Source organism: Pseudomonas mercuritolerans (genome assembly GCF_025706525.1).
GTDB classification, from domain to species: Bacteria; Pseudomonadota; Gammaproteobacteria; order Pseudomonadales; family Pseudomonadaceae; genus Aquipseudomonas; species Aquipseudomonas mercuritolerans.
On the sequence record NZ_JAMSHA010000013.1, the window covers coordinates 76321 to 89957 of the forward strand.

The following is a 13637-nucleotide window of genomic DNA, read 5'->3' on the forward strand; positions in this document are numbered from 1 at the left end:
CTCAGCGGCAACGTAGCCCACAGCTCAAGGCTCACAGCCTGTTCTTGCCTGGTCACAGATTCTCGTACCGGTTCATATCCAGCACGCCCTCTTCCACCGGATCGGTTTCGTGGATGTACTGGCTCAGATCGTGGAAATATCGCCAGAACTGCGGATGACTGCGACGGATGCCCCAGCGCTCGACGATCTTTTCGAACCGATTGGCATCCCTGGCGTTTTCCATGGCATCGACAAACGCTGGCACCTGCTGTGCCGGAACGTTGAACATAAAGTTCGGATAACTGGTGAGTACGCCCGGATAGATCGTCAAGGTGTCGAGCCCCGGTTGATAGCGCCGCGACTCACCGAGCAAAAACGCCACGTTGCTGTGCGCACGGTTGCGCAGCAGGCTGTAGACCTCGCGCTTGCCACCGGCGGTTTCGACACGCAGCAAGGTCGCTTCGGGCAACTGGTCGATAACCTTGAGCCCCGCTGCCGGTCGCGAGGCCAGACGGCTCAAGGCCTGCTCGGCGTTCTGCAGGGCCGGATCGATGTTGGGCCGTGAGCAATAAGCACCGTCGCAGCGGTTGATCGGGTCCGGTCGTGCATTCAGATCGCCGTAGCGCGCCAGCAACTGCATGGCGAAATCGTGTTTCGGGTCTTTTTCGTCGAGTTTCAGCGCGGTCGGTTTGTCGTCGTCGATCGCCTCGTAATCGAGCCACATCTTGAACTGGCCGCCGTCCTGGTACCAATCGTTGAGGTAATCCTCGCGCGAGTCGGCGGGCATCAGGCGCAGGAAGTTCTGCTCGGCGCCGTTGCGGATCAGGTCGAAATACAGGCGGGTCTGCGCCTGATGGGAGACGTTGCCGAACACGTCGAAGTTGACCGCGAGCTGATAATAGGTGCGCTCGAGCAGTGGATAGTCGAACAGCCACATCGTCTGCGGCACCTCACCGATCAAACCCTTGGTCACCGAAGCACTGTCGAAGTGGCGGAAAATGCTCAGCAAGGCGTTGTCGTTGCCGGCCCACAGCGTCGACCAGCTCGGCGCCGGCAGATCGGCGTAGCTGTCGCGGCGCAGGGCTTCGTATTCGTTGCGCTTGTCGCGATAGTCGCGCCACAGGCTCAGCACGCTGCCGACATCGTCGTTCTGCCCCGGCATCGCCAGCAGCGGCGTGGCCTGGCCGCGGTAGTTCGGGTCGGTGATATAGAGGTCATGTTCCGGCGCCTGGAACAGCGCCCAGAAGTTGTCGCGGATCACGTCGGTCGCGATCTGCCCACGGCACACCGGCCCGCGAATAAAGGTGCGGACGAAGTATTCAGCGTTATCGAGCATGAACTGATAGCGCGCCTGCGCCGGAATCGCCTCGAAGGTGGCAAACGGATTGGCCCGGCTTTGCGGCCCGTAACCCGGCAGCGCGTTGACCTGCCAGTTGCCGCTGTAGAACAGGCTTTTGATCCGGGCCATTTTCGCCGCGCTCAGCGGATAGGTGATGTGCGTCTTGTGCACGATCACCCCCTGCACCCGCCACAAGCGGTAATACACCTGCGTGCCCGGATCGTCGTTGGGGCGGCGCGTGGCGATCAGGTCGATCGGTTGGCCGCTCGGCGTGCGCGAACGCACCCACTGGAAGTAATGCCCCGGCTCGCCGCCCTTGAAGTAGATGTGCGCCAGATACCAATGCTCGAACAGCCAGCGCCCGACCAGACTTTGCCGCGCGCCGGGAGCGTTGAGCAGGTTTTCCCACTGCGTGATCTGCAGCGCCTCTTGCGCACTCGGCGCCAGGCTCTGCTCGTCAATTGGCGCGCCGGACGCCAGCCAGCGTTGCAACGTCTGATATTGCTGATCGGTCAGGCCGGTGACCGCCAGCGGCATACCCTCTTTCGGGTGCGCACCGGCGTAGCCGTCGAACTCGGCAGGCATTGCGCAAAGATTGTTGCGATTGAGACCCAGCACAATGTCTTCGGGCAGCTTGGCATTGGGCGTCAGCGGCGTCTTGTGGCCGAGTTCGAGCATCCGTGCCATCAGCGCAGCCTGACTGCCCTGCGCGTCGAGCACCGAATAGAAATCCTTCTGCTGCCAGGCGCGCTTGCCGAAGGCGTCGTAAAACAAGCGCGTGGTCGGTGCAGCCTGGGTGCGTTCGCCGTCATATACCGGCATCTTGCTCGCGCCACGGGCGGCGCCTTCGCCACTGCCGAGATTGAGCTGACAGGCCGAGTCATAGCAGGCATGGCAGGCTACGCACTTCTCGGTAAAGATCGGTTGGATATCGCGGGTGTAGGAGATGGAAGAAGAAATGGCAGGATCTTGCGCCGCAACGCTCCCGCTCAGGACCAGCAACCATAAACTGATGAAGCGGTACGGCATGTTGCTGATCTCAATGATAAAAAAAGGCTGCGATTCTACCGTTATGACGCTCGTACCAACATGAGCGATATTCATGCAAAAGCTGCACATGCTCCAAAAGCGTACAGGTTTGCTATGATCCCGCTCCTTCGTAATGGTCTTTTCGAGTAGTCCACATGTCCGATCGCAGCGTCCGCCTTCAAGCTCTCAAGCAAGCCCTCAAAGAGCGCATCCTGATTCTCGACGGCGGGATGGGCACGATGATCCAGAGCTACAAGCTCGAAGAGCAGGATTATCGCGGCAAACGCTTCGCGGACTGGCCGAGTGACGTCAAGGGCAACAACGACCTGCTGGTGATCACCCGTCCGGACGTGATCGGCGGCATCGAAAAAGCTTATCTGGACGCCGGCGCCGACATTCTCGAAACCAACACTTTCAACGCCACGCGCATTTCCATGGCCGATTACGGCATGGAAGAGCTGGCGTACGAGTTAAACGTAGAAGGCGCACGTCTGGCGCGCAAGATTGCCGACGCCAAGACCGCCGAAAACCCGGCCAAGCCACGCTTCGTTGCCGGCGTGCTTGGCCCGACCAGCCGTACCTGCTCGCTGTCGCCCGACGTCAACAACCCCGGCTACCGCAACGTGACCTTCGATGAGCTGGTGGAAAACTACACCGAAGCCACCAAAGGCCTGATCGAGGGCGGCGCCGACCTGATCCTGATCGAGACGATCTTCGACACCCTCAACGCCAAAGCGGCGATCTTTGCCGTGCAGGGCGTGTTCGAGGAGCTGCACATCGAACTGCCGATCATGATTTCCGGGACCATCACCGACGCCTCCGGTCGTACCCTGTCCGGCCAGACCACCGAAGCGTTCTGGAACTCGGTGGCCCACGCCAAGCCGATTTCCGTTGGCCTCAACTGCGCCCTCGGCGCCAGCGAACTGCGCCCGTACCTGGAAGAGCTGTCGAACAAGGCCAGTACCCACGTTTCCGCGCACCCGAACGCCGGTCTGCCGAATGAATTCGGCGAGTACGACGAACTGCCGTCGCAAACCGCCAAAGTCATCGAGGAATTCGCCCAGAGCGGTTTCCTCAACATCGTCGGCGGTTGCTGCGGTACCACGCCGGGCCACATCGAAGCCATCGCCAAAGCCGTGGCCGGTTACGCGCCACGTCAGATTCCGGACATTCCCAAGGCCTGCCGCCTCTCGGGTCTGGAGCCGTTCACCATCGATCGCAGCTCGCTGTTCGTCAACGTTGGCGAGCGCACCAACATCACCGGTTCGGCAAAATTCGCCCGCCTGATCCGCGAAGACAATTACACCGAAGCCCTCGAAGTCGCTCTGCAGCAGGTCGAGGCCGGCGCGCAGATCATCGACATCAACATGGACGAGGGCATGCTCGATTCGAAGAAGGCCATGGTCACCTTCCTCAATCTGATCGCCGGCGAACCGGATATCTCGCGCGTGCCGATCATGATCGACTCGTCGAAATGGGAGGTCATCGAAGCCGGCCTCAAGTGCATTCAGGGCAAGGGCATCGTCAACTCGATCAGCATGAAAGAAGGCGTCGAGCAGTTCATCCATCACGCCAAACTGTGCAAACGCTACGGCGCCGCCGTGGTGGTGATGGCCTTCGACGAAGCTGGGCAGGCCGACACCGAAGCGCGCAAAAAAGAGATCTGCAAACGCTCCTACGACATTCTGGTCAACGAAGTCGGCTTCCCACCGGAAGACATCATTTTCGACCCGAACATTTTCGCCGTCGCCACCGGCATCGAAGAGCACAACAACTACGCCGTCGACTTCATCAATGCCTGCGCCTATATCCGCGATGAGCTGCCGTACGCGCTGAGCTCCGGCGGCGTGTCCAACGTGTCGTTCTCGTTCCGTGGCAACAACCCGGTGCGTGAGGCGATTCACTCGGTGTTCCTGCTCTACGCGATCCGCGCCGGGCTGACCATGGGCATCGTCAACGCTGGCCAGTTGGAGATCTACGATCAGATCCCGGTCGAGCTGCGCGACGCCGTCGAAGACGTGATCCTCAACCGCACCCCGGACGGCACCGACGCCCTCCTCGCCATTGCCGACAAGTACAAGGGCGACGGTAGCGTCAAGGAAGCCGAGACCGAAGAGTGGCGTAACTGGGACGTCAACAAGCGTCTGGAACACGCACTGGTCAAGGGCATCACCACGCACATCGTTGAAGACACCGAAGAATCCCGCCAGTCGTTTGCGCGGCCGATCGAAGTGATCGAAGGCCCGCTGATGTCCGGCATGAACATCGTCGGCGACCTGTTCGGCGCCGGCAAAATGTTCCTCCCGCAGGTGGTGAAATCCGCGCGGGTAATGAAGCAGGCCGTGGCGCACTTGATCCCGTTCATCGAACTGGAGAAAGGCGACAAGCCGGAAGCCAAGGGCAAGATCCTCATGGCCACGGTCAAGGGCGACGTGCACGACATCGGCAAGAACATCGTCGGCGTGGTGCTCGGTTGCAACGGCTATGACATTGTCGACTTAGGCGTGATGGTTCCGGCCGAAAAGATCCTGCAGGTCGCCAAAGAAGAAAAGTGCGACATCATCGGCCTTTCCGGCCTGATTACACCGTCGCTGGACGAGATGGTCCACGTCGCCCGTGAAATGCAGCGTCAGGACTTTCACCTGCCACTGATGATCGGTGGCGCGACGACGTCGAAAGCGCACACCGCCGTGAAGATCGAGCCCAAGTACAGCAACGATGCCGTGGTCTACGTGACTGACGCCTCACGCGCCGTGGGCGTGGCGACGCAGTTGCTGTCCAAGGAATTGAAAGCCGGTTTCGTCGAGAAGACCCGTCTTGAATACATCGACGTGCGCGAACGCACGTCCAATCGCAGCGCCCGCACCGAACGCCTGAGCTACGCCGCCGCGATCGCGAAGAAGCCGCAGTTCGACTGGGCCAATTACCAGCCAGTGAAACCGACCTTCACCGGCAGCAAAGTGCTCGACAATATCGATTTGAAGGTGCTGGCCGAATACATCGACTGGACGCCGTTCTTCATTTCCTGGGACCTGGCCGGCAAATTCCCGCGCATCCTCGAAGATGAAGTGGTCGGTGAAGCCGCCACTGCGCTGTACAAGGACGCGCAGGAAATGCTCGCCAAGCTCATTGACGAAAAACTGATCAGCGCCCGTGCGGTGTTCGGTTTCTGGCCGGCCAATCAGGTCAACGAAGACGACATCGAGCTGTACGACGATAACGGCAAGCCGCTAGCCAGGCTGCATCACCTGCGTCAGCAGATCATCAAGACCGACGGCAAGCCGAACTTCTGCCTCGCCGACTTCGTGGCGCCGAAGGACAGCGAAGTGACCGACTATGTCGGCGGCTTTATTACCACCGCTGGCATCGGCGCCGAAGAAGTCGCCAAGGCCTATCAGGACGCCGGCGACGATTACAACTCGATCATGGTCAAGGCTCTCGCCGACCGCTTGGCCGAAGCCTGCGCCGAATGGCTGCACCAGCAAGTGCGCAAAGAGCACTGGGGTTATGCCAAGGACGAAACCCTCGACAACGATGCGCTGATCAAAGAGCAATACCGTGGCATCCGCCCCGCGCCCGGCTACCCGGCCTGCCCGGATCACACCGAGAAAGCCGCGCTGTTCACACTGCTCGATCCAGAGGCTGCCGAAATGCGCGCCGGGCGCAGTGGCGTATTCCTCACCGAGCACTACGCAATGTTCCCCGCCGCAGCGGTCAGCGGCTGGTACTTCGCCCATCCGCAGGCGCAGTACTTTGCCGTGGGCAAGATCGACAAGGATCAGGTGCAGAGCTACACCGCGCGCAAAGGTCAGGATCTGAGCGTGACCGAGCGTTGGCTGGCGCCGAATCTGGGTTACGACAGCTGAGCCGCACCATGCCCGGGAGCATCTTGCTCTCGGGCACGGTCATTCATCCGTTCACGGGCGGCTCGAAGGGCCGGGCTGCGGTGACGACGGGCGTGGCTGCGGCGCGCCGCTACCTGGCGACGAAAGACTCTCAAGCTCTGTGCGGGACAGTTCTTTGAGCTTTTCCATACGCGTCGCCGGCAACTCGACCTCAAGCACCCCCATGGCATCCAGATACTCGGGGCTCGACAGGTCAGGATAGGCGTCCTCTACCGCACCATGTCGCCTCGATTCTTCGAGTTTCAACGCCTCGAACACCTCGCTGTGGCGATCTTCCAGGTAACGGACCCAATAGTCGCGTGAAATCAGATCCTCCAGGAACGCTGGCGACGCCTCGTCGGCAAGCACCGAGGCGCGAGCGTTGATCAATACCTGCCCACGAATAGGCGTGCCGTACAGCATATGCGCCGGCTGTCCCGGCAGTTCCAGGCCATCCGGCCAGCCGCTGGTCATGCCGATCCGGTATTGCAGTCGGACCTCCGCACGGTCTTGGTTTATCGCAGCAGCTTCAGCGAGTCGGTCAACTCTCTCCAGGCGAAACAGGCGGCGGGTCAGATTGAGCAAGGCTCTGCCGCGTTGCTCGGGGCGATGCTGCGGGATATCGCGCAGGGTGTTGTATTCATAGACGCGGGCTTCCAGTTCGCTGAACGACAGGATCCGCCCATCAAGGCATGTGTCGTGGGTTTCGGCGTTGACAAACAACTGCTCGCGCAATTCGGCGTTTTCCGTGGCAGCCTGAATGACTTGCCAGACCCGATGGGTGAGATCGGCCCCCGACAATCTGAATTCGAGGGTGTCAGGCAAGGTCGAGAGCAGATGAAAGAACGCATCATGATTGGCCTGCCTGGCCAATTGCGCCCACAAAGCCTGCCGGGCGGCACGTACATCAGCCGGGGTGAATGTCAGCCAGGTCTCCATGGCTGGCGCGGCGACATTTTGCGCTGGGTTAGCGATGGCCTCAATGGCCTCGACCTGTGCGTGCACATCCACACGTCCGCCAACACCACCGCCTCCGAAGCCGTCACTGTCATCGCTGTCGCCATCCGAGCCGGAGCCGGGTTCACTGTCGGCTACGCGTAAGCGCAGGTCAATCTCCCGATCGAGATGCGCCCGCGAATAGCCCATGACGTCACGATTTGCATTGGCGGCGCTGTAATCGCGCAGTTGTCGCAGGCTGTTGAGTGTCAGGGTGTTTTCCGACAGAACCGTGCCAGCGACCAGTTCCCTGTGACTACCGTCCAAGAGCCTGTCCGGGAACACGCTGATGTTGTTGCCCGTCAGATCGAGTGCGCGCAGATGCGGCAGTTCCAGCACGCCGTCCGGCCAGGAATCGAGGCCATTGTGGTCAAGCTTGAGGGTTTCGAGCCGACTGAAGGCGCTGGCACTGAACTCCTCCAGTTGATTGTGACTGAGGTCCAGCCAGCGCAGGCGATTTCCACCCGCCTGGGTGTACAGGGACTCCCCGGTGGCCAGTTTATTCCCGCTCAGCCCCAGCCGCTCGAGCCCGCTCAGACCGCCAACGGCGTCTGGCAGCGTATCAAGGGCGTTGCCGTTGAGTACCAGGGTGGTGACTTCAGGGAAAGCGGCACAGAATTCGTTGAAGCTTTGTGCCGAAAATTCCACACCGGTGAGATTCAGCGTTCTGACCGGGGAAAACACTTTCGACAGGCGCGGCAGATCTCCGGTGTTCAACCCCGTGAGATCAAGTGTGGATCCTGAGTGTTCGCTATGGCGTGTCAGACCCTCAGCCCAGCAATCTCTGACCTTCATCGCCAGAAACGATCGGTGCTTGGATTTATCCCCTCTGTTCCATGGTATCGCCCGAGTAAAGATCCAGCCGTTCAACTCACGCGTCAGGGCCTCGTCGCTGTCTCGCCAGACGGTCAGACGGGCGTCGATTTGTGCATCGCTCAGTCCCTCGCTGCGCAATCGCGCCAGACATTGCTGCGCTTGTTCTGTAGAAAGAAGCGGATTGACGTCCTGTAAGCGACTTGCAATGTCTGCGGCACCTTCGGCGACAGGTGCCAGAGGACGCAGCGGCAACAGAAATTCGTGCGCAAATGCCAGTGCAGTTCTCGGTACGCGCGCGTCGCCCACGCTTCGAGGGCCACTGGGGTAAATTTCAAACTGTTTGAGGGTGTCATCAGGCAAGCCGATTGCGGTCTCGATACGCCGCTGCGCAGTTTTCAGGGCTGCCGCACCTTCGGCACTCAATGAGCTTTGCGTCAGGTTGGTGTTGAGCATCACCCTGTCATCGGCAAGCACATGCTCAGGTAACGTACTGATTGGGTTTTCGCGCAGATCAAGCCATTGCAACCTTGGCAGCGTTTCGGCACCCGCCGGCCATGCCTGGAGACGATTGGAACTGAGGTCCAGAAGTTCAAGCTTCTTCAGAGCCGCGACATTCAGATCAGTCAGCTGGTTTTCGCGCAAATCCAAGAAATCGAGTTTATAAAGTGCATCAATTTGGCTTTGGACTTCTGGCGTGGTGCCGATCAGGTTGTGTGACAGATCCAGTCGAGTCAATTGCGCAAAGTCGCTCGGGCTGAACGGCACCTCAGTCAAATTGCAGCCTGTGATTTCTACCGTACGCGCACCGCTGAATGCTTGAAGAAACGCGCGCATCTGTGCCGCAGGCACGTTCAGATGATCAAGGGAAACGGTTTTCACATGAGAAAACGTACCGGCCGGCAATGACGGAAGCTCGCTTATGGATGGCTCGTCGCCAAAGTGTCCATCATCGAATAACTTGAACACTTCGCCACTTTCCAGCGGGGCGACCCCGTTCGGATTCCCTGGAGTGGGGACCTGCGCTTCTCTGCGCAGGCCATAACGTTCGCGCACGGCAGCCGCCCAGTTGTGCTCAAGTTCACGCACCACTGCAAGGTTCGGCAACGTTTCCCAGACCGGAGCAAGCGTAGCGGTGCGCAATCCATCGGACGTCGTCGGAAGGTAAAGCTGCCGGAAAATCCCGGCGTGCTCCAGGCGCAGCAGCTCGACAGCCTTGAGCCGGGTCTCGGGTGTATTCCACAGACTCATGATGCGCTCAGGCAAGCGATTGATATTTCCGCGCCGTCCAGTCAGGAATTCCAGCTCGCCGGCGCAGTACTGGCGGACCATCAGGTCCAGATCCAGCAGATGTCCCCACACGCCCCGGTAATTTTTGACGTACTCGTAGGCGGGCTTGAAATTTTCATGCGCGAAATTCGACCAGTCGAGCGACAGCCCCGCCCACAACTTCTCATGCCCTGTGTAGAGTGCTTGTGGAATGGACGAGATGGCCGTCTGCGTCAGATCAAGGCGCTCCAGCTCAGGCAGCTCCTGTACAAAATCGGGCCATTGGACCATTCCCGGCGCATCGATCCTGAGTTTCCTCAATCGCCTGAGCGGTGTGAGGTCAAGATTCGCCGTGACGCCGGTGCCCCTCGAAAGATCAAGATGAAGCTCTTCTACAGCAGTCAGCATGCGCAATCTTGTCGGCAGATCAGCCGCAATCGCAGCCGCTGTGGTTCTGAACTTGAGGTTTTTCAGGCTCGGCATGCGAGTGACGGCCAGAGGCAATGTCGTCAATGACTGTTCGCGCCCCATATAACTGCCAAACAGACTGCCACGCTCGCCCAGCGAGAGCTTTTCGAGACGGCCAAACCGCTCCAGGAACGCGTCGGCATCGGTGTCCGTGATGCCATCCCCAGCGATGGAAAGTTCTCGTACGTGATCAAAATTTGCTGTCAGAGCTGGCAGCGGGTCGTACAGGACAAGATGAAGCTGATCGGCGCCGGGCAGATGGGCGGCGATCGGTGCGTTGCGCCAACAGTCCTTGAGCGCCTGTGCGGTACGTACTTTATAGTTCCACTCGGAACGGGCCCAAGCCGGTACTCTCGTTAGTCCCGACCACTCATCCAGCGTCGCTTCAAGCTGCGCCCATTCCTGTCGACGCGACAGCAGCAACTGGAAAATGTCTCTGTCGTCATTTCCCGCCCGATACTGTTCAAGGAGATAGCCGCGCGCCTGTTCATTTGTCAGCTGCGGATAAATATCACGCGTGCGTGCTATCAGGTTCGGTGACAATCCAGGGCCACGTCCGCTGGCAGGATAACCAATCAGAGTATCGCTGACGCGAACGGGCGGCTTGATCCATGTGACCTGGGGTTCCAGCAGCGCAGGCGCCTCGGCCTGGTGCAGATCGGCGTGGCGGATGATCTTTTCCCGCAGCTGGACCGACTGCCCGACCGCTGGCACACCGAGGCTGCGGCGCGCCTCGTCAGGCAGGGCGTGCATGATCGATGGGTAAAAATTGTCGCCGTGTTCGGGCAGGCTGTTGAGTGCCTCACCGCGCTCGTTGAATGCCTGAAACTGAGCACCTTTTTTTATCAGGTATTTTTTCTCGCTGGCTGTTTCACTGCCGATGCTGTCAAGCAGCGTGCCAGCATCATGATCCTCGCGAACCTCGATACGGAGGTTGTCAGGCCAACCCGGCAACTGCTCAAGCGTGTGCAATGCCAGACGCCGACTGTCCGCCGAAGCGACATTTTCGCTGCGCAGACCGGCATACGCGGTGACTCGACGGGTTTGACGCGCATACCAGCGCGCTTCTTCCAGCAGGCGCAGCGGTGCTCGCTGGCCCGACCGCAGCGCCTGCAACTCACCGGCATGGGCATGCGTCAGCACGGCTTGTGCTGCCGACTCGCCCAGCCCGGGACATTCCTTTTGCAAACCGGCGACCTCGGGGGCGATGGGGTCGGTGCCCTTGTAGATGCTTTCGAATATCGCCGCTTGACGGGTGTTGGCGTAATTGGCAATTCGCTTGTTGAATTCCTGCAGCCTTGCCTCGGGAGTACGTGCGACCAGCTTGCCGAGCAAGCGATTGATTTCCGCTTCTTCGAGCGATGCAAGAATATGCGCTGGCAGTTTTCCGCCAAGGATGTCGGCCCGAGAAGTCCTGATTGGCGGCTTGACACCCACGTCACGAAAGCGCCGCGCAGCACCATACCTTACGGAACTGCCGGACAATGACTCGCCATCGAAGACTTCAAGCACCCGGTTTTGCGGCCACAACGGCATTTCGGTGATCAGCGGCAAGGTATACAGGTAGAGCTCATCGATGGGGCGTTCCCCACGCAACTGCTCCACGACCAATGCCGCATCTGCATCCGCTTTCAACAGGCGCATCGCCTGCGCCAGCTCCGGTGGTGGCGGCGCGTGGTCGAGGTGCATCTTGCGCAAGGCGCCGTCACTGACGCCACTGATATCGGCAGCCCTGAGCAGCTCTGCGTCGGAAAACACTTCGGTTGCATGCCCCATGCGTCGCAACAGGGTCAGGCGGTCCCACTCCAGCGGGCGCTCAAGCGTGGATCGCCAGGCACCGTTACCATTGCTCTCGAGCACCGGCTGCCAGGCATCGGGATCGTTCGGGTGGCGGAGGCGCCACTTGCCGAGCGATGAATCGTAGTACTGCTCGTAAACCTTGCCGGCCTGACGAATGTAGGTCTTGCCGTCCAGTACATGTTGCCCCTGCGGATTCGGACCGGGGCTGTCCGGCAAAGCGATCGTTGACTCATACGCGCCAAGGTCGGGTTTCCAAAGGCGGGTGTTGCCGCTGGGCAACTGCACCGGTTCCAGCTGTTCAATCACTGGCACGGCTTTGGCGCTGGAGAATTTCCGCACCCCGGCGCCTACCCCCGCCATCACCGCGATCTGCGCCAGATTTTCCGCCACGTCGATCAGATGATCCCTGGCCGCACGCCGGTCGCCTTCGCTCCATTCGATCGCGCCCTCCAGTGTTTCGTACATCAGCTGGCCGGCCATCACCACCATCATCACTTCGCCCAGCACCGGAACGAACATCGACACCATGTTCAAACCAAGCAGACCGATCTGCAGCAGGTGCGCCAGCCTGGCGTCGCGCGCCTTGACCTCGACGTCGTCGCTGGGTACCGCATGGCTGCGGGCGTCGGCCAGTACCTTGGCGCGGTTCTGGGTAAAGAGATAGAGCCAGAGATCTTCATTGGCCGCCCAAAGGCCATGCCCTCTGCGTCCGACCGCCGAAGGCGCAATGTAGGGATCGGGCTCCGGCTCCATCTTCACCCCGCGCTCGGGAGGAAGTTGCTTGATCCGGGTGAACACTGAAGTACCGCTGATTGCCTGAATGAACGCGACCCATGGAGAGCGCAATGTCGACCAGGCATCCTTCGGTGAGTCAGCAGCCTTTCGGGTGAACTGACTGAAATAATCGGGCCGCTGATCAACGGGCAGAAATTGACTGAGGAACCGCTGATAAGGCGTCGGTTGAGCCCCGCCAGCGAGCGGTTCATCGCGCGCAGTCAGCAAGCGTTTGAACTCCTCACGCATTTGCTGGTGGTTGTAGCGTTTGAACGGGTGCTGCGGGTCGTGAGGGATGTAAACGATCAATTCATCGCTGTAGCGGTATTTTTCGCTGATCACGAACACCACACAGCCAGTCAGACGTTTTCTCATCAGGCTCAGGTCCTTGAACCATACCTGTCGGTTGCCCATCCAGGGATTCATCTCGCCATCGATGACCGACCGGATCATGGTGTAGTCCGCCGGTTCTATATCCTTCTGCAATAACGCCTGCTCTGCGGCTGCGCGCATGGTTGCCTTCTGACTCGCGATGAACCGCTCGCGAAGCACGCCCTGCACCACCACATCGGCCGGGTGAAAAAATTCCTGCAGATAGTCCTGGTATTGCTTGCCGATATCCAGGCGACGGCACAGCGACATGAACTGGCTGACCGTCAGCGCGACACTAACGGACTCGAAAGTCTCCGCAGTATCGGTCGCCACCATGAATCCCGAGGTGTGGTGATAAGCCCCCTCCTCACACTCGCTGGCTTCGAAGTTGTGCAGTGCCGCCTCCAGCAGCGACAGCTTGAGAATTTCGAAGGACGCCAGCTCTGTGGCCTGAATGCCCACCTCTATCGGGCGTCGCAAGCACAACAAGGTTTTGTCGATGTCCACTTGCAGCTGATATTCGTCCTTCAATGCCTTGATCAGCAAGGGTCTGGCAAACACTTCGGCCTGCTCAAACCTCGACATGCTTTTATCGAGCATGTTTTGCGCCTGCACGCTGGCCTTGTAGCTGTCATTCAAGGCTGCGCGCTGGGCAGGCGTCGCATCCTGATACCACGCCGGCAGCGCCGCAGGGGCGTCCTTGAACGCCTGGCGTCGTTGCGCCGTCACGTCAGTCAGCCAGGTGGGGATCGACTTTTCGAGGAAATCACCGTGAAGGCTCTGTGTTGCCTTCAGCGGTTTCGGGGCCGGCGCGTCGGTCGTGCGTGACGAGGATGAAGATGCCGTCGACGGCGGATTGGATGGGATAGCGATCATGGTCACTCCTTTGTCAATGAAGTGTGCAGCAGACCATT

The 13637-nt window shown here is 59.9% G+C and carries 3 protein-coding genes; 1 reads left to right on the forward strand and 2 read right to left on the reverse strand.

Annotation, left to right across the window (positions count from 1 at the left end; genetic code table 11):
* Positions 1-52: 52 nt before the first annotated feature.
* On the reverse strand, positions 53-2347 hold the full coding sequence (locus ND528_RS27620; RefSeq protein ID WP_263471696.1) for a fatty acid cis/trans isomerase: 2295 nt from the start codon (positions 2345-2347) through the stop codon (positions 53-55).
* Positions 2348-2502: 155 nt separating this feature from the next.
* On the opposite strand from ND528_RS27620, the gene metH reads away from it, so the two are divergent.
* Positions 2503-6213 carry a methionine synthase gene (gene metH / locus ND528_RS27625; RefSeq protein WP_263471697.1) on the forward strand — a complete coding sequence of 1237 codons (3711 nt, stop codon included), beginning with the start codon at positions 2503-2505 and terminating at the stop codon, positions 6211-6213.
* A 51-nt stretch (positions 6214-6264) separates the two neighbouring features.
* Here metH and ND528_RS27630 read toward each other — a convergent pair whose 3' ends face one another.
* On the reverse strand, positions 6265-13599 hold the full coding sequence (locus ND528_RS27630) for an NEL-type E3 ubiquitin ligase domain-containing protein (RefSeq protein WP_263471698.1): 7335 nt from the start codon (positions 13597-13599) through the stop codon (positions 6265-6267).
* Positions 13600-13637 lie beyond the last annotated feature (38 nt).

Coding starts and splice junctions, on each gene's coding strand:
- ND528_RS27620 (WP_263471696.1), bottom strand. CDS start 2,347: ATGCCGTACCGCTTCATCAGTTTATGGTTGCTGGTCCTGAGCGGGAGC.
- metH (WP_263471697.1), top strand. CDS start 2,503: ATGTCCGATCGCAGCGTCCGCCTTCAAGCTCTCAAGCAAGCCCTCAAA.
- ND528_RS27630 (WP_263471698.1), bottom strand. CDS start 13,599: ATGATCGCTATCCCATCCAATCCGCCGTCGACGGCATCTTCATCCTCG.